Below are 22,657 nucleotides of genomic sequence, written 5' to 3'. Positions count from 1 at the left end.
TGATCGAGCGTCGGCGCGTTAGGCTTGTCTGAAAGATCGGCAAGCGCAGGCATTTTTCGGACAGAGCGTAAGTTCGTTCAGAGCACCAGAGCAAAAGGAGAGTAGGGTTGCGACTTCACTGTATCGATACCGGTCGCGTCGAAGGCGGTGGCGCCATCCGTCCGTTGGTCGTGCTGCATGGCCTTTTCGGCAGTGCCGACAACTGGCGCTCTCACCTCAAGCAGTGGCAGGCAGCGCGCCGTGTCATCGCCGTGGACCTGCGCAACCATGGACGATCGCCGCATGCCGAGGGCATGGCCTACGCCACGATGGCGGACGACGTCATTGCGTTAATGGATGCCCTGGAGATCGAAGCGTTCGATCTGCTGGGGCATTCGATGGGGGGCAAGGTCGCGATGACGTTGGCGCGGCAGTTCCCCGACCGGGTTGCCCGTCTCGTCGTGGCCGACATTGCGCCGGTCGCCTACCGACACGGTCACGACGAGATCTTCGCGGCCATGCGGCGTGTCGAGGCCGAGCGGCCCGAGTCCCGACGCGAGGCCGATGCCTTGATGGCGGAAACCATCGATTCGACCGCGACGCGCCAGTTCCTGGCGACCAACCTGCTGCGTGACGACGCCGGTGTGATGCGCTGGCGGGTCGGCCTCGACGAGATCGCGGCCGGTTACGACGACATCATCGCGCCGCCGGATGGCGACCGGCCTTACGACGGCCCGGCACTGCTGGTGCGCGGTGGCAATTCGCACTATGTGCCGGATCGCTATCGTGGCGCCATTGAAGAGGTAATGCCCAAGGTCCGCATCGAAACCCTCGAGGGGGCCGGCCATTGGTTGCATGCCGAGCAGCCCGCAGCGTTTCGAGATGCTGTCGACCGCTTCCTGGCCGAGTCATAGCGCAGGAAGCGGCCGACGCACAGCGGAACGTGGTTCAGGGGGCGCTGAGATCCACCGCCAGTCGCGAGATCGGGCTTTGCGCCTTGATCTGGCCACGCTCGAGCAGGAAGGCCTCGAAATCCCGGTAGCGCTTGGCATCCAGCGCCGCCGGGCGTAATGCGAAACGGGGCAGGGTGGCTTTCCAGGCCGCGGCGTTGAGCGGTGTGTCCAGCGCCGGGTCATAGGCGATGAAGCTCTGCCAGGCCTCGTCCGGATGATTGATGATCCAGGCGGTGGCCTCGGCGACGGCATCCATGAAACGGCGGTAGGCGTCGCGATGCTGGTCGAGCGTGTCGCGGTTGGCAACGAAGATCAGCTCGTCGTAAGTCGGCACGCCTTCCTCCTCGATGTAGAACGCCTTGCCGTCGACGCCTTCCTGCTTCATCTGTGCCAGCTCGAAATTGCGGAAGGCCCCGGTGACGGCATCGACCTTCTCGCTGATCAATGCCGGCGTCAGCGAGAAGTTGACGTTGACCATTTCGATGTCGTCGAGACTCAAGCCATTGTGCTCGAGCATGGCTGCCAGCAGCACTTCCTCGACTCCACCCACCGAGTAGCCGACTTTCTTGCCGGCGAGTTGGGAAAGGTCGTCGATGCCGCTGTCGGCACGCACGAGCAGGGCATTGAGTGGCGTGGCAATCAGCGTGCCGACCCGTACGACGGGCAGCCCCTGGTCGACCTGCAGATGGAGTTGGGGTTGATAGCTCAGGGCCAGATCGACTCGGCCGGCGGCGACCAGCTTGGGCGGCACGCTGGGGTCCGCCGGTGATTGGATGTCGACGTCGAGACCGCGTTTTTCGAACAGGCCGCGCTGCTTGGCGACGATCAGCGGAGCGTGGTCCGGGTTGGCGTACCAGTCGAGCATGACGCTGAGCGGAATCATCTGCGGCGGTGCCAGGTCGTCGTCCGTCTCCTGCGCCAGAGCCGGTAGCGACAGCACGAGAGCCAGAAGTACCAAGCAAAGTGCCAGGCAACGGCTGCCGAATGATGTGCGTGGGTGAAGCATTTCGCGTTCCTCTTGATGAGTCGTTATTGATCGAGTCGTGGAGCACTGGCCGTTGGTGTCGTCGGAAGGATCATGCCGGCGGCGTGACGCGGTCGCGGTGCCAGGGCATCGCCGCCCGCACCGCCGCATCGACACCGAAGTAGAGGATCACGGCAAACATCACCAGCACCACGAGTGCCGCGAACATCACATCGATCTGCAGGCGGGCGTTGGCGTTGAGCATGAGATAGCCGAGCCCTCGGCTGGCACCGACCCATTCGCCGATCACCGCGCCGATGGGCGCGGCGCTCGCCGCCATGCGCAGCCCGGACGCCAGCGACGGCAGGGCGGCCGGTAACTGCACCTTCAATAGCCGCTGCCGCCGTGTCAGGCCAAACGTATCGGCCAGGTCCAGCCATCCCTGAGGCGTCTGGCGCAGGCCGTCGTAGCCGGTGGAGGCCACCGGAAAATAGATGATGACCATCGCCATCAGAATCTTCGGCAGCAGGCCATAGCCGAGCCACAGCATCAGAATGGGCGCCAGGGCAAACAGCGGAATCGCCTGGCTGACCAGCAGCAATGGCAGCAGCGTGCGCCGCAGCGGGCGGAATCTCGCCAGCGCCAGGGCGGTGGCGAGGCCGAGTACAACGCCGCCGACCAGCCCGGCGACGATCTCGATGGCGGTAATCATCGCATGTTGTTCGAGCAGTGCGCGCTGTTCGAACAGCGCGCGCGCGACGGCCAGCGGCGTGGGCAGGATATAGCGCGGTACTCCGGTGAGGCTGATCGTCAGCTGCCAGATCGATACCAGGACGACGATGGCCAGCAGAGGGCGCACCAGTCGGGAAAGCGGGTTCGCATCAGCCATCGGTGGGCTCCCGGAGTTGGGCGACCAGTGCGGCCTGGCGGCGCTGCAGGTCGTCATCGGCCAGTGCGCGCGGACGTGTGCCGGCGGGCACGGGAATCGACACCAGATTGGCGGGCTCTCCTTGCAGCACCAACAGATGGTCGGCAAGGCGCAACGCTTCCAGCGGATCATGCGTGACCATCAGTACGGTACGCCCGGCGAGCAATGTGCTGGCGACTTCATGCAGCTCGAGTCGGGTAATCGCATCGACCGCCGAGAAGGGCTCGTCCATCAGCACCACGCTGGCATCCTCGAACAGGGTCCTGGCCAGAGCGACGCGCTGGCGCTGGCCGCCGGAGAGCGCCGCGGGCCACTCGTCGGCCTTGGCCGCGAGCCCTACCCGCTCGAGCAGATGCATCGCACGCTGGCGGTCGGCGTTTGTCGAAGTGCCGCGCCATTTTGCACCGAGCATGACGTTGCCGATGACGCGCTGCCACGGCACCAGCAGATCCTGTTGCGCCATCCACGCCAACCGTCGCCTCAGCGGACGACCGTCGCTGGTGGCGAGATCGAGCTGGTGGTTGTCCGGCAGCGCCAGGCCGGCGATCATGCGCAGTAACGAACTCTTGCCGCTACCGCTGCGACCGAGCAGGCAGGTCCAGCTACCCGCTTCGAAACGGGCCTGGAGATCGCGAAACAGCGGGCGTTCGCCGAAGGTGAGCGAAGCGCGATGGATTTCCAGCCCGGGTGGTGGCATGACGACTTCCGCGTAGCAGGGCAATCGGGCGGAGTCATGCGGAAGTGATGCTGGCATTTCCTCCGCCGGTATTAACCGGTTCAGGTTCAAGGGTTGTGCATGGCATTTTCGGCCGTGGCACTCTCAGCCCGTACACTCTCATCTCGTACATGGGCACCCCTATCCAGTGACGCGGATTGTACGCCTTGCCGTCGCTACTGCCCACCGTGGAGATCCGACAGGAGATCGCGAGACCTTGGCGCAATCCAGTTCCACTGCATTCGGTTCAGCCGTTGACATGCCCCGGGCCGACCCGGAGTTGACCCGCCGCTTGGCGACGTTTGTCGGGAAGCCGCTCGTGCCGCTGTCGTTGCGATGGCCGGACAGCGCCAATTGGTTGTGGCGCAGCGAGGAAATTTCTCCGCAGCTCTACAAGCTGGCGCGAACCGCGCCCGACGACGATCGTTTTTGGGCGGGCATGCGGGATCTGTTCGGCTTCGATCGCTGGCAGCATCCCGAGGCAGTGACGCGGGTCGCCGGTGCGTTGCCACCGCGCCTACCGATGGCACCGCTGCCGATGACGTTCCTGAGCCGCTTTCAGGGCGCGCCGCTGTGGAGTCTGCCTTGGCGTCAGGCGGTCCCGCCGGTGCTGTGTCGCGAGTTCGCCGCGCGGCTGGGGCAACAACTGGGATTGCTCCATCGCGAACCCGTGCCGGGATGGGGACATCCAGCGTCCGGTTACCTGACGCTGGATGCCTGGCCGGAACGGGCACGACGCTTCGTCGAAGCGCATCCGATGGCGCCGGATACAGCCACCCTGGCCCTGGATTGGCCGCGACCGTCCCGTGCGGTCTGGTGCTTGCCCGATCTGCGTAGCGACCAATTCCTGCGCGGCGCCACCGATTGGTTCTGGAGCGATTGGGAGGCGCTGGTCTGGGCGCCGGTGGAATTCGATCTCTGCCTGGTCGAACTGCTGTTTGCCGACACGTCCCATTGCCACGCCTTTCTCGATAACTATCGCCGTTATGCGAGGCTGCCGTCATTGGAGCCGTTCCGTCCCGGCATGCGTGTCGTGGCGCTAATGATGGGGCTGCACGGCGAGGGTGCCGAGGCTTGGATTTTGAACCATCCCGAGTGGCTAAAAGGTTAAAATCCCGGCGGTTTTCTGCGCGCAAGCTTTCCCGGTCATGGCATACTGGTTTTTTTCGAACCGTCAACCGATGAATGATTCGTGGATTCGATAAACAGTTTATTTCTTGTTTGTGGGGCGTTGATCGCCCTGAGTATCCTGGCCAGTCGTGTCTCCTCCCGCATTGGCGTTCCGCTGTTGGTGCTGTTTCTGGGGCTTGGCATGCTCGCCGGCGAGGAGGGCGTGCTTGGGCTGCAGTTCGACGATTATTCGCAGGCCTTCCTGATCGGTCACCTGGCGTTGGCGATGATCCTGCTCGACGGCGGCCTGCGAACCCGTTTCCGGACCTTCCGTGTGGGGCTCAAACCGGCGCTGTCGCTGGCCACGATAGGGGTCTTTCTCACCAGCGGCATCGTCGGCCTGCTGGCGATGTGGCTCATGGACCTGACGCTGGTCGAGGGGCTGCTGGTCGGGGCGATCGTCGGCTCGACGGATGCGGCGGCGGTTTTCTCGATGCTCAAGGGGCAGGGGGTCAACCTCAACGAGCGCGTCGGGGCGACGCTGGAGATCGAGTCGGGCACCAACGATCCGATGGCGATCTTCCTGACCATTACGCTGGCGGAGTTGTTGACCGGAGCCGTCGGCGGCCTCGCCGAGACCTTGATGCGTTTCGTGCTGCAGTTCGGCCTCGGCCTGGCGATCGGTATCGGTGGCGGTTGGGTGTCGGCCAAGCTGCTGCGTTGGCTCGATCTCGCTCCCGGGCTTTATTCGCTGCTGGCGCTGGCGCTGGGTTTCTGCATCTTTGGCGCCACCAGTGCCGCCGGTGGTAGCGGCTTCCTGGCGATATACCTGACCGGGCTGCTCATCGGCAATCAACCGGGGCGGCATTTGACGCATATCCTGCCGGTCCACGATGGCTTGGCCTGGCTGAGCCAGATCGGGCTGTTCCTCGTGCTCGGATTATTGGTTACCCCTTCGGAGATGATCGACTACGCCGTGCCCAGCGCCATTCTGGGGTTGGCCTTGATCATCGTGGCGCGGCCGGTCGCGGTCTTCGTTTCTTTGATGCCGTTTTTCAATTTTCGCTGGCGCGAGCTCCTTTTCATCTCCTGGGTCGGACTGCGCGGGGCGGTACCGATCGTGCTGGCCATCTTTCCGGTGATTACCGGGGTCGAGAACGCGACGCTCTATTTCAATATTGCCTTCTTCGTCGTTCTGATCTCTCTAATTCTGCAGGGATCGACGCTGGCGCGGGCCGCTCACTGGATGCGCGTCGCGCTACCGGAAAGCATCACGCCGGATCGTCGGGGGCCGTTGGGCGTGCTGCCGGAAAACGATTATGAGATGTTCGTCTACAAGGTGGAGAACGAGTCGCTGGATGACGTGCCGATCCGGCTGCTGCGGCTGCCTTCGGGCACTCTGATCTCGGCGATATTTCGACAGCATGCCATGTTGCATCCCAAAGGCAGCACGCGCCTGCGGCTGCATGACGTGATTTGCTTGATCGGTCGCACCGGCGATCTGCCGTCTCTCAACCGGCTATTCAATGGTGAGGCCAAGCTCAGGCGCGAGCGGGCATTCTTCGGAACTTTCACGCTGGATGGCGAAGCGCTGATGCAGGACGTTGCCAACGCCTATGGCCTGACCCTCAGTCCTGGAGAGCAGGAGATGACGCTCGGTGAATTCGTATCACTGCGTGTCGGCGGGCACCCAGTCGTGGGCGATGACGTCGACTGGCACGGCTTTCACTGGGTGGTCAGCGAAATGGAGGGAAATCGCGTGACGCGCGTGGGATTGCGCCTCTATCACTGAGGCGATGCGCGGGTCCGCTGCGTCGACGCCGCCAGCCAAAGAAACGGTCCCTCCAATCGGAGGGGCCGCATTCTTGATCTTGACGGTGCTTCGGATCACTCCACTTCGGCCTCGTCCGTGGGCCGTTGGAGCCGATTACCGGTCTCGCGTTCTATCATGCCGTTCATGCTGGCGGCACGTTTTTGCGCTTGGGATTCTTCATCGAAATAGCCCAGGCTGCCGCCGGTATCGCCGTCGAAAACCTCATAACAAATCTGACCACCACTGCCTGGCTTGGAGGTCTTTCTCACTTCGATAAACGGTTCTGCCATGGTGGGAATCCTCATTGGAAGAGATCGATCCTCAGGTTAGTGCAGAGTTCGACGATGTACAGCGATTTACCGCTGTCGTGACGAATTCAAGCGCGTTCAGCGGGGGCAACTCGGCCAATGGGCGGTACCCGGCAAGGCAGGGCGTACCCACCCATCGGTTTGCCGTTGCTGCCGGCTCTCCCCGTTCATCGAGGGTGGCATGCCCGGCTCACCGAAGCGGGCCATCAGACGTCTCACCTCCTGATGGATCATCGACTTGATGTAATGATCGTAGGTGCTGATCGGTATATGACAGAAGTGGCAGTAGAGCACGTCATCCGGGCGCGGAGCTGGGAGCGTGTCCCAACTGGCCAGCTGTCGGCAGGCGGGACAACGCTGCGAGCGGCTGCGATTCAACATAGGGCCTCCTGCGACAGATGATGAATTAGCCATAGCTGATATGGTGTTTCATTGACTCTAGCAGAGCCAGATGACCGTTCCAGGTCAAAAAGTCGCAGTCTCGCCTCGAAGGGAGCGGCTCGACGCGTTTCACTCGGGGTCGATATCCCACTGGAGCCCGAACTGCAGGCCGCTGATCGCCTCGCCGAGAAAGCCCTGGCGGTCCTCCTGGTCGTTGTCGGCCTGTATCCGCGCCGTTTGGGTTTGCGGATCCGGCCATCCCAGGCGCGACATGCATGACTGGTACTCCTGCTCGCCGGCGATCTGGTGGGTCTGGCGTTCGCAGGTGTTGCTGTCACGCAGAAAATTGGTGGCAGTCAGACGTGGCGTCGCCGAGACACAACCGGCAACGAGGACAGCAATGAGCAAAATCGACAGCAGACGAGGCATGGGTCAGGTCACCAGAAACTAGACGTAGGGTAGCATTGATTGGCAGGTCTCGTAGACAAAGCATCGATAAGCCGGGAGAGGCGCCGGAACCCCGCGGGCACGCCGGAAGCCCCTGTCCGATCTCAGTGACTTTGGGCGGGCTGGACATACCGTGAGTTTGGTTTCTCAAGACCGGCGACAAGCTCTGGTGCATGCTTGTCGGTGTTGCTACGAAGGGAAACGAAATCGTTGCCTTATGAGGCGCTGGTTAATTTCTGCCGCGTCTTTGTATGCTTCTTCGATGTGCTTGTATATTTATTGGAGTCATCCAAGCCCTTTGCCTCATATTTAGGCGATTTGTTTTTCCTAAATTAAAGTTTGCTTCTCTAAAAGTTCCTAGTATCAAGAAGTCGTCTTTACGGCATCTCATACTTCCCGGCCTCCATGGCCGGGCTTTTTTTGAGAAGCCACCTCGCGGTAGGCGTGAAGACTCGTGTCCCCGATGGATACTGCGTTCAGAATAGGGTTGCAAAAAATTGCCGACATGGAGCGCTTGGCAAAAGCCGCTCATCTATTTAGCAATTGTTAATTAACTGGCGCGGGCTAAGGAACCGAATGCCGTATGAGACGTCCATGTCACGATGTCTGTGGAGGTTGGTCTCGTCCGGCCAGGGAAGGAGCGGCTCCAATGGGATGGATGTCTCAGCACAGTTCGTCGATAACGGCAGTTACGAATATCGGCACATTGATGGTTTGGTTGTTTTATGCGCAGTTGCTGTACCTGAATTTTAGAAGACAGCGCCAGCCAAAGATCATCATCAACCTTGGTGGCGGCCGAAGTTTGCAGGCCCGGTGTGTCATCAGCAACATGAGTCCCGAGGCAATCTTCATAGAACATGTCATTGCCGTGTTGTACACCAATAAAGGGGAATATTCCAAAAACCTGACCGATATCGAGGATGGAGAAAAAGAAAACATTGCAAAGCGTCAGCTTGTTGAAATAACACGCCAAGGTCCGATGTCGTCGGGAAGCTATACCGATATCGGTGTCTTCGAGGATCTTGTCAGCCATGTTCTCAGGGCATACAAGATTCCTGCGGAAAGTTGCCGAACGACCGACGGAACCGACTGAAAGCCATTGAACTGCGTGTCATCGCGATTTATGGAAGTGAGGATGCACCGGTGGCGTCTTTGCGTAAATTCGAGGTGACCATGGATGAAAAGACAAGCACTTTAACGCCCGCCAGTTGGACTACCAAACGCTATTCGTCTCGGCTGCGTCGATATAAAGTTCAGAAGTGGATCCGAGAAATGGGCGAGTGATCGCAAAGCGAGGTTTTAAGGGCGCAACCGGGTTCAGGTATGGAAATGGTAGATAGCAACGAAAAGAAAAAGGGAACCAGCAACGGCTGATTCCCTTATGAATCGGTGGCGGAGGGACAGGGATTCGAACCCTGGAAGGGCGTTAACCCTTGCCGGTTTTCAAGACCGGTGCATTCAACCGCTCTGCCATCCCTCCGGCTTACGGCGGAGAATACTACCAGCTTCTCCGCCGTCGTCAATAGGTTCTTTAGCTTTCAACAAGTTATTTCGCTTTCGAACGGGGTCCGTAGCTCTTGTCAGAGGAACTTTGCAAGGGCATTCTGGTCAATGGGTGTAATTCGACATAACTGAGGGGACTGCAATGGACTACCGAACTTCGCATGACATCGCCGATCGTCGATCGAGCGTGGTCAGCACCAATAAGGTGTTGCGCAATACCTATCTGCTGCTGGCCCTGACTTTGATGTTCTCCGCCGTGACTGCTGGTATCGCCATGGCGATGGGCATCTCACAGATCAATATCTTCATTTTCTTCATCGGCGCCTATGGCCTGATGTTCCTGGTCCACAAGACCGCCAACTCCGCAACGGGTCTGTTGGCCACGTTTGCCTTCACCGGCTTCATGGGCTTTACGCTGGGGCCGATCATCGATCTCTATCTGTCGATTCCCAACGGGGCGCAGTTGGTGATGACAGCGCTGGGGATGACGGCGGCTACCTTCCTGGGGCTTTCCGCCGTGGCGCTGATCACGCGCAAGGACTTCAGCTTCCTGGGCAACTTCATGGTGGCAGGCGCCATCGTGCTGGTGCTGGCGATGGTGGCGGCGCTGATCTTCAACATTCCGGGACTGGCGCTGGCGGTTTCCGCCGGGTTCGTGCTGTTCTCCTCGGCGGCGATCCTGTTCCAGACCAGCGAGATCGTGCACCGTGCCGGCGAGACCAATTACATTCTTGCCACCATCACGCTGTATGTCTCGATCTACAATCTGTTCATCAGCCTGTTGTCGATCCTGGGCGTCATGTCCGACGACTGACGACGGCGCTGACACAAACGGCAACGAGACCCCACTACGGTGGGGTCTCTGCGTTTGCTACCATGCGGTTGGAGAGCCATCTGTTTTTTCTCTTTTCAGGCGTTCGATGTCGTGCTGAGTTATGCCTTGCTGGTCCATGCCGCGCCCTACAGTCAGCAGGGAGCGCTTTCCGCCTTGCGTTTCGCCAATGCCGTGGTCGAACGCGGTCATCGCCTGTCGACGGTGTTCTTCTACCATGACGGTGTGCATAACGCCTCGGCGCTGATGTCGCCGCCGCAGGACGAGGTGCAGCTGGCCGATGGCTGGAAACGTCTGCATCGGGAAGGCGGCACGCAGCTTCTGGTCTGTATTGCCGCGGGGCTGCGGCGCGGGCTGGTGGATACCGGTGAAGCTGCACGACACGGCTTGAATAGCCATAGCGTCGAGCCGCCGTTCGAACTTACCGGCGTCGGCCAGTTGGTCGACGCCATGCTCGAAAACGATCGTCTGATCACGTTCGCACCATGAATTCGACATCAGGGATTTCTCCCGCAACCACCGCTATCGATGCGCCGCAGGACCTGCTGATCGTGCTGCGGCACGCGCCACACGGCAGTAGCTGGCTGCGTGAGGGGCTCGACGTGGCGCTGGTCGCGGCGGCATTTGGCAAGCGTGTCGGCCTGCTGTTTCAGGGCGATGGTGTCTTCGCACTGTTGCAAGGTCAGTCGTCCGGACCATTGGCTCAGAAGGGCACCCATCCCCAGCTGGCCATGCTCGAGATGTACGATATCGAGCATCTGTGGGTCAGCGAGGCCGCGCTTGCAGCGCGGGGCTTGCCGGTGGATTCATTGATGCTGCCGGTGACCTCATTGGAAGCCTCGCGGATTGCCAGGCTCATGCATTCGCATCCTCACACCTTGATCTTCTGAGTCCGGGACCGCATTCGATGACATTGCATCTGCTCAATCGCTCGCCGCAGTCCGAAGGCGTCTATCGAGACCTGCGCGAGGCCTTCGGCGATGGTGACCACCTGTTGTTGATCGAGGATGGTTGTTACGCGGCGCTGTCGTCGGGGCGCGATGCGGTGGCGGCATTCGCCGGGCGCGTCTCGGTGCTGAAGGAGGATCTGGTTTCCCGGGGGCTGGAAGGCCGGGTGGATGGCGCCATCGAGGTGGTCGACATGCAGGGTTTCGTCGACCTGACGGAAATCCATCAACGTTCGGTGAGTTGGTTCTGATGGCTATCAACACGGCACGTGTGCTGAACGTGGAGGGGCGCAGCGTGGCGCTCGATCCGGAGGGGTATCTGGTCTCCCTGGATGATTGGTCGCCGGCGGTCGCCGAGGCGCTGGCGGCGGACGACGACCGCCAGTTGACCGCCGAGCATTGGGAGGTGATCGAGGTGTTGCGTGACTTCTACCGGCGTTTCGAGGCGGCACCGGCCATGCGTCCGCTGGTCAAGGCAGTGCGTCAGGCGTTGGGGGAGGAAAAGGGCAACTCGCTCTATCTGATGCGATTGTTCCCCGAGAGTCCGGCCAAGGTGGCGGCGCGTCTGGCTGGCCTGCCCAAACCGACCAATTGTCTGTAGCCGCCGGCGCATGAATTTTCTTGCCCATGCGCACCTGTCCCGCCACGGTAGCGACGATTTTCTCTACGGCAACCTGATTGCCGATGGCGTCAAGGGCGATCGCCTGGACGGCTGGTCGCCGGAGACGGCCGAGGGTATCCGCCATCATCGCCGAGTCGATGCCATGATCGACCGGCATGCCGAGGTGCTGGCGCTGCGGCGTATGGCGCCCGCCACGCAGCGGCGCTACATGGGGATCGCGCTGGATCTGGTGTGGGATCACTTCCTGGCCAGCCGGCAGCCGGACCCGGCGCTGATACAGCGCTGCTATGCGGTGCTGGGCGCACGGCATGCGCCCGAGCGGCTGGCGGGAATGGTGCCAGCCATGATTCGGGGCGACTGGCTGACGCACTACGCGGACTTCGATTTCACCTGCCAGGCGATTGCGGGTATCGGCAAGCGTCTGCGCGGACCCAACCATCTGGCGGCGCTGACGCCGTGGTTGAACGACGAATACGAGCGCCTGGAAGCTGCCTTCCTCGCCTTGTGGCCCGACATGCGGCAACGCTTCATTGACTGACACGCGGCGACAAGGTGTTCATGCCTGTAACCAAAGGCACTCGACGCTGTCTCCTTGGCGAATGTCGCTGTGAGGCGGAATGACCGCGAAGGCGTTGGTTTCGGCGCAGGAGGTCAGAACCGCCGAACTCTGTTCCGGATAGGCGTGCGCCACGATCCGGTTGCCCTGAAACGTCAAATTGGCTCGCATATAGTGCCGGCGGCCCTGGGTGCGGGTCTCGAATCCGGCCTCGGCGGTGACCTTCGGTAGCGACATCAATTCATCGCAACCTTGCAGGGCGCCCAGCAGAGGGCGCAGATAGAGCCAGGCGCCGACATAGCTCGACACCGGATTGCCCGGTAGCCCGACCAGCCGCGTGGCACCGATCGTACCGAGTGCCAGCGGCTTGCCCGGGCGCATCGCCAGACGCCAGAGCGACAGCTTGCCCAGCCGTTCGAGCGCCGGCTTGACGTGATCCTCCTCGCCGACGCTGACGCCGCCGGTGGTGACGATGACATCCGCACAGCCGGCGGCCTCGGTCAGCCGGGCCAGGGTGGTGTCGAAATCGTCGGCGACCTTGACCTGACGCACCACATCGCCGCCGAAGCGACGAATCAGCGTCGCCAGCATGGGGCCGTTGCTGTTGTAGATCTGGCCGGGCCCCAGCGCCTGGCCAGGCTCGACGATCTCGTCGCCGGTCAGCAGCAGGGCCACGCGCGGGCGGCGCACCGCCTCGATCCGCGACAAGCCTTGCCCGGCCAGCAGTCCCAGCGCGGCGGCGCCCAGACGCGAGCCGGCGGTGAGAAGCCGGCTGCCGGCGGTGACGTCCAGTCCCCGGCGGCGAACGTTCTGGCCGGGTTCGGTGATCGGGACGATCGCCAGTTCGCCATCGAGTTCGACGTTCTCCTGGATGGCGACACAATCCGCGCCCGGTGGGATCTCGCTGCCGGTGAAGATGCGTGCGCAGGTGCCGGGTTCGAGGGGCTGCGGCGCCTGGCCGGCCGGGATGCGCTGCGAGATCGGCAGACGCTGCCCCGAATCGCGGCTGGCGAGGGCGTAACCGTCCATCGCGCTGTTATCGGCCGGCGGCACGTCGAGCGCCGCCGATACGTCACTCGCCAGCACCCGGCCGTCGGCGTCGGCGCAGTCGATCGTTTCGCCAGCGAGCGGACTGACGCCTTCCAGCAGGGCTTCCAGGGCCCGTTCGACGCTTTGCAGTTCAGCCATGATCGTGGGTTCCTCGCTCGGGAATGACCAGGTTGGCGAAGTTGCACGGGCGATGACGGCTGTCCAGTTGCTCCTGGAGGATGCGGTCCCAGCCGGTACGGCAGGCGCCGGTGGAGCCGGGCAGGCAGAAGATCACGGTGGCATTGGCCAGTCCGCCCAGGCAGCGGCTCTGCACGGTCGAGCTGCCGATCTCCTCGAACGAGACCTGGCGGAACAGCTCGCCGAAGCCTTCGATGGTCTTGTCGAGCAGGGGAGCGACGGCCTCGGGGGTCGAATCCCGCCCGGTAAAACCGGTGCCGCCGGTGGTCAGGATCACCTGCACCCGATCATCGGCGATCCAGCCGGCCACCACGGCGCGAATGCGATAGACATCGTCGGGCACGATGCGTTTCTCGGCCAGGCGGTGGCCGGCGCTCTCGAGGCGTTCGATCAGCAATTGGCCCGAACGGTCGTTGCTCTCGTCACGGGTGTCGGAGACGGTCAGCACGGCAATGGACAGCGGGATCAGCGGTGATTCGTTCATGCGCTGCCCCGGGTGGTTTCGCTGGCTTTCTTGCGTGCCTGACGCGCCTCCAGGGCGGCCAGCTGTTCGTCGCTGGCTGGTGCCTGGTAGCGCTCCTTCCATTCCGCATAGGGCATGCCGTAGACATATTCGCGCGCCGTCTCGTAGTCGAGTGCGGTACCACGCTCCTCGGCGGCGCCGACCAGCCATTTCGACAGGCAGTTGCGGCAGAAGTCGGCGAGGATCATCAAGTCGATGTTCTGGACGTCCTTGTTGGCATCGAGATGCCGCAACAGGCGGCGGAAGGCCGCGGCCTCGAGTTCGGTCCGGGTCTGATCGTCGAGGTGATGCATAGGGGGCTCCTGTGCTGCAGGGAAACGAAACGGGGTCATTGGCGGACGTGTCCGACTCAGTATCCATCGCCGGGCGTGCACACCGACAGCACCACGGCATCGTCCTCGCTGGTGGAAACCAGCGCGTGTCCCATGTCGCTGTCGAAATAGAGCGAGTCGCCCGCGGCCATCGCCAGTGGTTCGTAGACTTCGGAATACATCAGAATCTCGCCTTCGAGCACCATCAGGAACTCTTCGCCATCATGGCGCACCCACTCGTGGAACTCGTCGAAGCGTCGGGCACGGACGATGGTCTTGAACGGGATCATGCGTTTCTGCGCCAACTGCCAAGAGAGTAGCTCATGCTCGTAGGTTGGAGTGGGATGCAGCTTGCCGTCGCCGCGGGTCGTCAGGTCGCGGCGTCCCCGGGATTGCAATTGCGGCTTGGCTGGCGTCAGTAGCTGCGGCAGGTCGATGTCCAACCCGGCAATCAATTTCTGGACCGCGGTGAAGGTCGGCGAGATCTGATCGTTCTCGATCTTGGATAGCGTCGAGCGCGCCAGGCCGGTACGGGCGCTGACGTCACCGAGCGTCCAGTGGTTGGATAGGCGTATCTCCTTGAGCCGCTCGCCCAACCTGAGGGGTTCGACGAAGGCCTTGCGGCCGGAGGCGATGCGCAGCGCGGCATCCTGATCGTTGCTGGCGGCCATGAAGTTCTCTGTCTGAAGCGATTTGGGGCCCAGAATATCACAGCCGGGCAGGCGGGCTCTGCCATGGCGCGACTGTCGTTTGGGTTTCGGCGTCGGGCTCGCGTCAAGATCGATAGGGGTGACCGAGCAGCGCGGTGAGATGGGCCTCGACGCTCAGTGGCAGTGTCTTCAGGTGGTAGCCGCCCTCGAGTATCGAGACCAGTTTGCCGCCGGCGTGACGGCGAGCGACATCCATTGCCAGCGTGGTGATCCAGTAGAAATCGTCGTGATCGAGCGCCAACTGGCCGAGCGGATCGTCACGATGGGCGTCGAAACCGCTGGAAAGCAGAATCAACTGCGGCTTGTGACGCTCGAGAGCGGGTAGCCAGTCGCGCTCCACGGCGTGTCGAAAGGCGCGGCTGCCGTCGCCGGCCGCCAACGGCGTGTTGACGACGTTCGGCCACTCGCCATGCAGATAACGCCATGGATAGAAGGCTTGCTGATAGCTACTGCAAACCAGTACCGCCGGATCGCCACGGAAGATGTCCAGCGTTCCGTTGCCCTGATGAACATCGAAGTCGAGGATGGCAAGGCGTTCGATACCGTGGGCCTCGCGGGCATGGGCGGCCGCCACCGCCACGTTGTTATAGAAGCAGAAGCCCATTGCCAGCTCGCGCTCGGCGTGGTGTCCCGGGGGGCGCACGGCGCAGAACACGTTGTCCGCTCGGTTGCCACAGACCAGGTCGACGCCCTTGATCGCGGCGCCGGCCGCCAGCGCGGCCGCGTTCAGCGAGTGAGGACCGATTCGGGTGTCGGTATCGAGCTCTTGCAGGCCGCTTTGCGGCCGCTGCAGGGCCAATGAGCTGAGGTAATCTGGCGCGTGCACGCGTTCGAGTTCGTGCAGGCTGGCCGGTGTCGCCTCCGATTGCATGGTCTGCTGGAGAAGGCCGCTCAACATCAGCCGGGCGCGAATCGCTTCGAGGCGCATGGGCGACTCGGGGTGATGCGGCCCCATGTCGTGTAGAGCAACGTGGGGATGGGTGAGATAGGAAGTGATCATGAGCGTCGCCGGCCGGCCAGGGTCGCTCCATTCTGCGCGATGAACGAGGCTGCGCCTAATCGATGCCGCTGCGACTTTGGTCGCATGGCTCAACGTCAACGGTATGACCGTGTAGGGTTGAGACATCCATAGCCCAAGTTGTGAGGTCCGCCGTGGCGACGCAATTTCTGCGCCGATTCTTAGCCCCGCGTTCACTGGTCGTGATCGGGGCATCCCCCAAGCCTGAATCGATGGGAGGGGTGGTCTTGCGCAATCTGCTGCAAGCCGGATTCGATAGTCCGCTCTGGGCCGTCAACCCGCGCGGTTATCACGAGGTGCACGGCGTGGCTTGCTGCCGCCGCATCGCCGATCTGCCCGAAGTGCCGGATCTGGCGGTGGTGTGTTCACCGCTGCATAGCGTGCCCGGGGTGATCGAGCGTCTGGGAGCGTTTGGCGCCCGGGCGGCGCTGGTCCTGTCCGGTGGCGCTTCTCTCGATGCACTCCATACGTCTTCCCTGCGCGAGCGTCTACAGAAGGCGACGCTGCATTCCGGCATGCGGGTGCTGGGGCCGGAGTGCCTTGGCATCGCGGTACCCTCGGCCCGTCTCAATGCCACCTATGCCAGCCAGCCGATCGCCGACGGCAGCGTCGCCTATCTCGGGCAATCCGGCATGCTCGGCAATGCCATGATCGACTGGGCGGCGGGACGCGAGATCGGTTTCTCGCATCTCGTCACGCTGGGCGACAGCGTCGACGTACATTTGCCGGACGTGATCGACTATCTCAGTCAGTCGGGCAAGTGCCGCGCGTTGCTGCTGCATCTGGAGAGCATTCGCAATGCGCGTCACTTCATGACCGCGCTGCGGGACGCCTCGCGCAACCGCCTGGTGTTGGCGATCAAGAGCGGACGCACGCCGCAGGCCACGCTGGATACGCTGCCGGAGACCCTCGGTATCGAGCGCCGTGACGTGATCGTCGAAGCGGCGCTGGCGCGGGCCGGCGTGGTACGGGTGGACGAGTCCGATGAACTGTTCGATGCCCTGGAGACCCTGTCGCGTTTCAAGCCGCCTCGCGGAGACCGCCTGGCGATCGTGTCCAACGGGGTGGGGCCGGCGCTGCTCGCCATCGACAAGTTGATAGACGGCGGTGGCCAGTTGGCGGAGCTCAGCGAGCAGACCGCCCAGGCGTTGCTGGAGGCGGAGCTGGATGTCAGCCGGCCGGGGCGCAATCCGGTCGATCTCGGCGGCGGCGCGACGCCGGCTCACTATCTCGAGGCGCTCGAGATCGTGACCCGGGACGCCAACGTCGATGCCGTGCTGGTGCTGCATGCGCCGACGCGGCTGGCGCCGGCGTTGGAGACCGCACAGGCGCTGATCGGGGCGCGTCAGCGGTTTCGCCATCGACTGCTGATCAGCTGGATGGGCTTGAAGGAGGCGCTGGAAGCACGCAGCGCCAGCAATCGGGCCGGCATTCCCAGCTATATCTCACCCGAAAAGGCCGTGCGAGCCTTCCTGCACCTGGTTCGTTACCGACGCGTCCAGAAGCTGCTGCAGGAGACACCGCCTTCGCTGCCTTTCGATTCCAGTCCGCAAATCCGCGCGCGCTGCCATGCCTTGATCGGCGATGCCCTGGAGCGCGGCCGGGATCGCCTCACTCACCAGGAAACCGGCGGGGTGCTGGGCGCTTACGGTATCGATACGGCACCGAGCCTTTACGTGTCCGATTTCGAACAGGCCGAACGGGCGACGATGCAACTGCCCGGGCCCTGGGCGGTGAAGGTGGTGCATCGGGACAATTGCGAGCCCTTCCGCTACTGGCGCGAGTCGCAGCATCAATCGATGTCGTTGATCCAGGATCTGGAACAGCCGGGAAGTGTGGTCGATGCCGTCGTGCGCCTCGAGGAGCGTGTCAGCGAAACGCTCCCCGACAGCCCGATCTACAGCTACTGCCTGCAGACGATGCAGCGCGGCAAATCCTCGCTGCAGCTGTGCGCCGGCATCACCCGGGACGCCGAATTCGGACCGGTGATCGTTTTCGGCATCGGAGGGTACAAGATCGATGTCATGGCCGACCGCCAGGTCGCGCTGCCGCCACTCAACATGCGCCTCGCCCAGGAGCTGATCGATCGAACCCGTGCCGGGCGGCTGATTCGCGAACACGCCGGCGACACGGAACAGGCGGTGTCCCGCGTGGCGCAGCTGTTGGTCAAGCTGTCGCAGATGGCGGCGGATCTGCCGCGCCTCAAGGGGCTCGAAATCAATCCTTTGCTGCTCAATCGCGAGGGGTTGACGGCGGTCGACTTCACCCTCGACCTCGGCGAGCCCGCGACACAGGCGATCATGCCCTATCCGGAAGAGCTGCGAGAGACGGTCGAGCTCGGAGGAATGGCGGTCGAGGTGCGCCCGATCCGTGGAGAGGACGCGCCACTGATCACGCATTTTCATACCTTTCTCTCCGAGCAGAGCATCCGCTACCGCTATTTCCATCACAAGGCGGTGCTGTCGACCCGCGAGCTCGCCCAGCTCAGCCAGATCAACTATGACCGCCAGATGGCGTTCATCGCCGTTCGCCGCACCGCGAGCGGCGACGAGGAGATGCTCGGCGTCGTGCGGGTATGGAACGATCCCGACAACATCCGTACCGAATTCTCGATCATCGTGCGCGACGATTTCCATGGCATCGGGCTGGGGAAATTGCTGATGCAGAAGATGATCCGTTACAGCCGTCAAGTCGGCACGCTGGCCATGGTCGGCACGATCCTGACCGACAACCTGCCGATGCGTAGTCTTCTGGCGGGCTTGGGGTTTGATTTGCGTACCAACGTCGAAGAGGGCGTCATCGAGGCAACGCTGAGGCTCAACTCACCGCAAAGCGACTGGCAGCGCCATCGTCTGGAAGCGGCACGGGAATGAAACGCGGAGGATGCGACCGGGCACCGATCTTGAATGACTGTTCAATTATAAGATATTGTGGTTTGAAGGGTTATCGATAAAAACGTATGATGCGAAACCAAACAACACTAACGGATACCGTTCGAAACGTGGCCTGACACGCCATGGAGAACCTTTCTGCTTAGCCAACCTAGGCCCAAAATGACCGACACACAGCAAACCAAGATTCAAGTGCGCAACTTGAGCAAGGTGTTCGGCGGCGACACCAAGAAAGCGCTCGAATTGCGTGACGAGGGTCTCAAACGTACCCAGATCTTCGAGAAGACCGGGCAGACGCTTGGTCTATCCAACATCAACTTCGATGTCCGGGAAGGCGAGCTCCTGGTGATCATGGGGCTCTCGGGATCCGGCAAGTCGACCCTGATCCGCTGCCTCAATCGACTCATCGAACCGACCGAAGGCGACATCATCATCGAAGGGGAGAACATCCCCCAGCTCAACGACAAGGCGCTGTTGCACTGTCGGCGCCGACATTTTTCGATGGTGTTTCAGAACTTCGCGCTGTTTCCGCACCGTAGCGTACAGATGAACGCCGAGTACGGCCTCGAGATTCGCGGCATACCCAAGGCCGAACGTGCGGCAAAAGCCAAGAATGCGCTCAGACAGGTCGGGCTCGAGGGGTGGGAAAATGCCTATCCCAGCCAGCTTTCCGGCGGCATGCAGCAGCGTGTCGGTCTGGCCCGTGCGCTGGCCAACGATTCCAGCGTGTTGTTGATGGACGAGGCTTTCTCGGCGCTCGACCCGCTGATTCGCCGTGACATGCAGCAGGAGCTGATCGAGCTTCAGCACCGCATGAAGAAGACCACGATCTTCATTACCCACGATCTCGACGAAGCGCTCAATATCGGCGATCGCATCATCCTGCTGCGCGATGGCGAAATCGTCCAGATCGGTACCCCCGAAGAGATTCTGACCCGCCCGGCCGACGACTACGTGGCCCGCTTCACGGAGGGGGTCGACAAGTCCCGCGTGGTAACGTCACGACGTGCCATGCGCCCGGTGCGAGCCACGGCGCGTGACGACGACGGCCCGCGTACCGTGATCCATAAGATGGGCGAGAACAGTCTCGATTCCATCTACGTGGTGGATCGTGAGCGCAAGCTGCTTGGCATCGTCGAAGTCGAGCAGGTCGAAGCCGCGGCCAAGGCGGGTAAGGAGTCGATTCGCGACTTGATCGCTACCGACTTTCCCAGTGTCGGGCCGGACGAGCCGCTATCCAGCCTTTATTCCATGTTCAACGGCAAGAGCTATCCGATTGCCGTGGTCGATGACGACCGTCGTCTGCTGGGCGTAGTCGTCAAAGGAGCGGTACTCGAACAACTGGCCGAAGCGGGAGAGGTGTGATGGATTTCGACATTCCAAGAATACCGCTGGGCGACTGGATCGAAGGCGGCCTCGATTTTCTGACGACTGAGTTTTCCGGCGTGACGCGCGGCATTTCGCGGGCCACGCAAGGCGGTATCAATTTGCTCAACGATGGCCTGATGTGGTTGCCTGAATGGGCGCTCATCGCCATCGTCGTATTGCTCTGCTGGCGCCTCAGCGGTCGCCGTCTGGCGATCGGCGCCTTGCTCGGTCTGGCATTGATCTGGAACCTCGGACTGTGGGACCCGATGATCCAGACCCTGACCCTGGTGGTCATCGCCACGCTGGTCGCCGTCGTCATCGCGATACCGTTGGGGATTCTGGCGGCGATATCGGATCGCTTCTACAGAGTGATCATGCCGATACTGGACTTCATGCAGACGATGCCGGCCTTCGTCTACCTGATCCCGGCGATTCCATTCTTCGGCATCGGCTCGGTGTCCGGCATTTTCGCCACGGTGATCTTCTCGATGCCGCCGGCGATTCGCTTCACCACGCTCGGTATCCGGCAGGTTCCCAAGGATCTGATCGAAGCCGCCGACGCTTTCGGCTCGACGCGCGGCCAGAAGCTGGTGAAGGTCCAGCTACCGTTGTCGCTGCCGACACTGATGGGGGGCATCAACCAGACGATCATGCTGGCGCTTTCCATGGTGGTCATCGCGGCGATGATCGGCGCCAACGGCCTCGGCAGCGAGGTGTGGCGGGCGATTCAGCGGCTGCGTCCGGGCGAAGGTTTCGAGGCCGGTATCGCCGTGGTGATCATGGCCATGCTGCTCGATCGCCTGACGCAATCGTTCAGTGGTCGCAAGAAGACCAGGTGAGCTCGATGCGGTGGCCCTGGTTGCCGCATCCTTTACGGTACTTCAACCATAAGAAGGGGAAATCGATGACACGCAATGCACTGTCACACGCGGTACGCTACGGCGCCTTGATGATGGCGGCCGGCCTCGGCATGAGCGCTGGCGCGGTTCAGGCGCAGGACAGCAAGGGCACCATCGATCTGGCCTACGTCGAGTGGGCATCCGAGGTGGCCTCCACCAACGTGATTCGTGCCGTGCTCGAGCAGCAGGGTTACGAGGTCAACATGAATTCCCTGTCCGCTGCCGTCATGTGGCAGGCGGTAGGCACCGGGGATGCGGACGCGATGGTTGCAGCCTGGCTGCCGACGACTCATGGCGATTACCTCGAACAGGTCAAGGACGAAGTCGAGGACCTTGGTCCGAACCTGGAAGGCACCAAATTGGGTCTGGTCGTTCCTGAGTACACCGACATCTCTTCCATCGATGAACTCAACGACCATGCCGACATGTTCAATGGCCAGATTGTCGGCATCGATCCGGGCGCCGGTCTGATGGCGCAGACTGAAAAGGCCATCGACGAATACGGTATCGATAATCTGACCCTGCAGTCGAGCAGTGGCGCGGCGATGACCTCCTCGCTGGCCAACGCCATCCAGAACCATGAAGACATCGTCGTTACCGGTTGGACGCCGCACTGGATGTTCGCACGCTGGGATCTGAAATATCTCGACGATCCGAAAAAGGCCTACGGCGATGCCGAGAAAATCGACACGGTGGTGCACAAAGGGCTGAAGGAAGAAATGCCGGAAGCCTACAAGATTCTCGATAACTTCCACTGGACACCCGACCAGATGGGCGAAGTGATGCTCATGAATCAGGAAGAGGGTAGCGATCCCTACGAGAATGCCAAGAAGTGGGTCGAGGAACATCCCGAGGTCGTCGCTGAATGGACGCAAGGCACCAGCGAGTAAGCCCTACCGGCAATCCACATTTGGCATCACTTCAACGCCCGGCTTTTGCAGCCGGGCGTTGTCGTTTTTACCGCGCGCCCGCAGATCGTCAGGGGGCCAGCCGAGTACGATGCCACTCGTCCTCGCTACTGTCGTGACGCGCATAGCGCACGCGGTCATGCAGGCGGCTGGGCTGTCCCTGCCAGAATTCGATCATCTGAGGCACCAGTCGATAGCCGCCCCAGTGCGGCGGACGCTCCACCTCCTGGTCGACGTAGACCTGTTCGAAGCGTGCCAGGCGTTCCTTCAGCCAGACCCGATCCGGAATTTCGACGCTCTGTTGCGAGACCCAGGCGGCAAGCTGACTGCTACGGGGACGGCTGGCGAAATAGTCATCCGATTGTTCGTCGTCGGTTTTTTCGACGGAACCTTCGACACGTACCTGGCGCTGCAGCCCCGGCCACCAGAACACCAGCGCAGCTTGCGGCACATGGGCCAGTTCATTGCCTTTCTGGCTCTGATAATTGGTATAAAACAGCATGCCGTCCCGATCGAGGCCTTTGAGCAGCACGATGCGAGCATGGGGATGGCCGCCGCTGTCGACGGTTGCCAGCGTCATTGCATTGGCGTCGAGCCCTTCGTGCTCGACCGCCTGTTCAAGCCAGTGTTCGAACAGCGGGATCGGGCTATCGGGCGTGTGTTCGGGAGCCAGGGCTTCTCCCACGTAGTCGCGGCGCATGCCTGCCAGATCGCTCATCGATCTTTCTCCGTGCGGGTCGATAA

The 22,657-nt window shown here is 62.0% G+C and carries 26 protein-coding genes, 1 tRNA gene and 1 riboswitch; of the genes, 14 read left to right on the top strand and 13 right to left on the bottom strand.

Annotated features, from left to right (window positions below; genetic code table 11):
* The first annotated feature begins 107 nt into the window (after window positions 1-107).
* Window positions 108-893: an alpha/beta fold hydrolase gene (locus tag DOM57_RS03030; protein WP_110647752.1), complete on the top strand. Its 786-nt coding sequence runs from the start codon at window positions 108-110 to the stop codon at window positions 891-893.
* Between the two features lie 34 nt (window positions 894-927).
* Here DOM57_RS03030 and DOM57_RS03025 read toward each other — a convergent pair whose 3' ends face one another.
* From DOM57_RS03025 to DOM57_RS03015, 3 genes are all read right to left on the bottom strand, one after another.
* On the bottom strand, window positions 928-1,938 hold the full coding sequence (locus DOM57_RS03025) for an ABC transporter substrate-binding protein (protein ID WP_204352845.1): 1,011 nt from the start codon (window positions 1,936-1,938) through the stop codon (window positions 928-930).
* Window positions 1,939-2,008: 70 nt separating this feature from the next.
* On the bottom strand, window positions 2,009-2,785 hold the full coding sequence (locus DOM57_RS03020; protein WP_110647751.1) for an ABC transporter permease: 777 nt from the start codon (window positions 2,783-2,785) through the stop codon (window positions 2,009-2,011).
* A complete protein-coding gene (locus DOM57_RS03015; protein WP_110647750.1) occupies window positions 2,778-3,521 on the bottom strand; it encodes an ABC transporter ATP-binding protein in 744 nt (247 codons plus the stop codon). The genes DOM57_RS03020 and DOM57_RS03015 overlap by 8 nt, the downstream gene beginning before the upstream one ends.
* Before the next feature lie 40 nt (window positions 3,522-3,561).
* Window positions 3,562-3,692: riboswitch (TPP riboswitch) on the bottom strand.
* Window positions 3,693-3,858: 166 nt separating this feature from the next.
* On the opposite strand from DOM57_RS03015, the gene DOM57_RS03010 reads away from it, so the two are divergent.
* The gene (locus DOM57_RS03010) at window positions 3,859-4,650 is read left to right on the top strand and encodes a phosphotransferase family protein (RefSeq protein WP_162619430.1); all 792 of its coding nucleotides are present in this window, start codon (window positions 3,859-3,861) and stop codon (window positions 4,648-4,650) included.
* 81 nt (window positions 4,651-4,731) lie between these two features.
* On the top strand, window positions 4,732-6,441 hold the full coding sequence (locus tag DOM57_RS03005) for a potassium/proton antiporter (RefSeq protein WP_110647748.1): 1,710 nt from the start codon (window positions 4,732-4,734) through the stop codon (window positions 6,439-6,441).
* Between the two features lie 95 nt (window positions 6,442-6,536).
* On the opposite strand, the gene DOM57_RS03000 is transcribed toward DOM57_RS03005, so the two are convergent.
* The 3 genes from DOM57_RS03000 to DOM57_RS02990 form a co-directional block, all read right to left on the bottom strand.
* Window positions 6,537-6,752 (bottom strand): hypothetical protein, encoded by a 216-nt coding sequence (locus tag DOM57_RS03000; RefSeq protein WP_110647747.1) that lies wholly within the window; start codon window positions 6,750-6,752, stop codon window positions 6,537-6,539.
* 96 nt (window positions 6,753-6,848) lie between these two features.
* Window positions 6,849-7,151 carry a hypothetical protein gene (locus DOM57_RS02995; RefSeq protein ID WP_110647746.1) on the bottom strand — a complete coding sequence of 101 codons (303 nt, stop codon included), beginning with the start codon at window positions 7,149-7,151 and terminating at the stop codon, window positions 6,849-6,851.
* Between the two features lie 129 nt (window positions 7,152-7,280).
* Window positions 7,281-7,580 (bottom strand): hypothetical protein, encoded by a 300-nt coding sequence (locus DOM57_RS02990; RefSeq protein ID WP_110647745.1) that lies wholly within the window; start codon window positions 7,578-7,580, stop codon window positions 7,281-7,283.
* A 667-nt stretch (window positions 7,581-8,247) separates the two neighbouring features.
* On the opposite strand from DOM57_RS02990, the gene DOM57_RS02985 reads away from it, so the two are divergent.
* Entirely contained in the window at window positions 8,248-8,691 is a 444-nt protein-coding gene (locus DOM57_RS02985; RefSeq protein WP_110647744.1) for a hypothetical protein, read from the top strand.
* A 297-nt stretch (window positions 8,692-8,988) separates the two neighbouring features.
* Here DOM57_RS02985 and DOM57_RS02980 read toward each other — a convergent pair.
* A tRNA-Ser gene (locus DOM57_RS02980) sits at window positions 8,989-9,078 on the bottom strand.
* 165 nt (window positions 9,079-9,243) lie between these two features.
* Here DOM57_RS02980 and DOM57_RS02975 point away from each other — a divergent pair.
* The 6 genes from DOM57_RS02975 (at window position 9,244) to DOM57_RS02950 (ending at window position 12,040) form a co-directional block, all read left to right on the top strand.
* A complete protein-coding gene (locus DOM57_RS02975) occupies window positions 9,244-9,915 on the top strand; it encodes a Bax inhibitor-1/YccA family protein (protein ID WP_110647743.1) in 672 nt (223 codons plus the stop codon).
* Between the two features lie 114 nt (window positions 9,916-10,029).
* Window positions 10,030-10,422 carry a sulfurtransferase complex subunit TusD gene (gene tusD / locus DOM57_RS02970; RefSeq protein ID WP_110647777.1) on the top strand — a complete coding sequence of 131 codons (393 nt, stop codon included), beginning with the start codon at window positions 10,030-10,032 and terminating at the stop codon, window positions 10,420-10,422.
* Window positions 10,419-10,823, top strand: coding sequence for a sulfurtransferase complex subunit TusC (gene tusC / locus DOM57_RS02965; protein WP_110647742.1), 405 nt, complete (start codon window positions 10,419-10,421; stop codon window positions 10,821-10,823). Before tusD ends, tusC begins: the two co-directional genes overlap by 4 nt.
* Window positions 10,824-10,840: 17 nt before the next feature.
* Entirely contained in the window at window positions 10,841-11,131 is a 291-nt protein-coding gene (gene tusB, locus DOM57_RS02960) for a sulfurtransferase complex subunit TusB (protein ID WP_110647741.1), read from the top strand.
* On the top strand, window positions 11,131-11,481 hold the full coding sequence (locus DOM57_RS02955; protein WP_110647740.1) for a TusE/DsrC/DsvC family sulfur relay protein: 351 nt from the start codon (window positions 11,131-11,133) through the stop codon (window positions 11,479-11,481). The genes tusB and DOM57_RS02955 overlap by 1 nt, the downstream gene beginning before the upstream one ends.
* Before the next feature lie 10 nt (window positions 11,482-11,491).
* Window positions 11,492-12,040 carry an acyl carrier protein phosphodiesterase gene (locus tag DOM57_RS02950; RefSeq protein WP_110647739.1) on the top strand — a complete coding sequence of 183 codons (549 nt, stop codon included), beginning with the start codon at window positions 11,492-11,494 and terminating at the stop codon, window positions 12,038-12,040.
* 18 nt (window positions 12,041-12,058) lie between these two features.
* Here DOM57_RS02950 and DOM57_RS02945 read toward each other — a convergent pair whose 3' ends face one another.
* The 5 genes from DOM57_RS02945 to DOM57_RS02925 form a co-directional block, all read right to left on the bottom strand.
* On the bottom strand, window positions 12,059-13,246 hold the full coding sequence (locus DOM57_RS02945; RefSeq protein ID WP_110647738.1) for a molybdopterin molybdotransferase MoeA: 1,188 nt from the start codon (window positions 13,244-13,246) through the stop codon (window positions 12,059-12,061).
* A complete protein-coding gene (gene moaB, locus DOM57_RS02940; protein WP_110647737.1) occupies window positions 13,239-13,769 on the bottom strand; it encodes a molybdenum cofactor biosynthesis protein B in 531 nt (176 codons plus the stop codon). Before moaB ends, DOM57_RS02945 begins: the two co-directional genes overlap by 8 nt.
* Window positions 13,766-14,101 (bottom strand): DUF1244 domain-containing protein, encoded by a 336-nt coding sequence (locus tag DOM57_RS02935; RefSeq protein ID WP_110647736.1) that lies wholly within the window; start codon window positions 14,099-14,101, stop codon window positions 13,766-13,768. Before DOM57_RS02935 ends, moaB begins: the two co-directional genes overlap by 4 nt.
* Before the next feature lie 56 nt (window positions 14,102-14,157).
* The gene (locus tag DOM57_RS02930; RefSeq protein WP_110647735.1) at window positions 14,158-14,790 is read right to left on the bottom strand and encodes a helix-turn-helix domain-containing protein; all 633 of its coding nucleotides are present in this window, start codon (window positions 14,788-14,790) and stop codon (window positions 14,158-14,160) included.
* A 103-nt stretch (window positions 14,791-14,893) separates the two neighbouring features.
* A complete protein-coding gene (locus DOM57_RS02925; RefSeq protein WP_110647734.1) occupies window positions 14,894-15,829 on the bottom strand; it encodes a histone deacetylase family protein in 936 nt (311 codons plus the stop codon).
* A 152-nt stretch (window positions 15,830-15,981) separates the two neighbouring features.
* Between DOM57_RS02925 and DOM57_RS02920 the strand changes: the two genes are divergently transcribed.
* The 4 genes from DOM57_RS02920 to DOM57_RS02905 all read left to right on the top strand — a co-directional run bounded on the left by DOM57_RS02920 (window position 15,982) and on the right by DOM57_RS02905 (window position 21,895).
* On the top strand, window positions 15,982-18,720 hold the full coding sequence (locus DOM57_RS02920; protein WP_110647733.1) for a bifunctional acetate--CoA ligase family protein/GNAT family N-acetyltransferase: 2,739 nt from the start codon (window positions 15,982-15,984) through the stop codon (window positions 18,718-18,720).
* Between the two features lie 180 nt (window positions 18,721-18,900).
* Window positions 18,901-20,103 (top strand): quaternary amine ABC transporter ATP-binding protein, encoded by a 1,203-nt coding sequence (locus DOM57_RS02915; RefSeq protein WP_110647732.1) that lies wholly within the window; start codon window positions 18,901-18,903, stop codon window positions 20,101-20,103.
* Window positions 20,103-20,945, top strand: coding sequence for an ABC transporter permease (locus tag DOM57_RS02910; protein ID WP_110647731.1), 843 nt, complete (start codon window positions 20,103-20,105; stop codon window positions 20,943-20,945). Before DOM57_RS02915 ends, DOM57_RS02910 begins: the two co-directional genes overlap by 1 nt.
* Window positions 20,946-21,010: 65 nt before the next feature.
* Window positions 21,011-21,895 (top strand): glycine betaine ABC transporter substrate-binding protein, encoded by an 885-nt coding sequence (locus DOM57_RS02905; RefSeq protein ID WP_110647730.1) that lies wholly within the window; start codon window positions 21,011-21,013, stop codon window positions 21,893-21,895.
* An 88-nt stretch (window positions 21,896-21,983) separates the two neighbouring features.
* Here the strand turns inward: DOM57_RS02905 and pdxH are convergent, their stop codons facing one another.
* Entirely contained in the window at window positions 21,984-22,631 is a 648-nt protein-coding gene (gene pdxH, locus DOM57_RS02900) for a pyridoxamine 5'-phosphate oxidase (protein WP_110647729.1), read from the bottom strand.
* Between the last annotated feature and the right edge of the window lie 26 nt (window positions 22,632-22,657).

This window comes from Salinicola peritrichatus, assembly GCF_003206715.1.
GTDB lineage: Bacteria > Pseudomonadota > Gammaproteobacteria > Pseudomonadales > Halomonadaceae > Salinicola > Salinicola peritrichatus.
The sequence above is the reverse complement of the archived record's forward strand: the minus strand, read 5'-3'. Positions and strand labels throughout refer to the sequence as shown.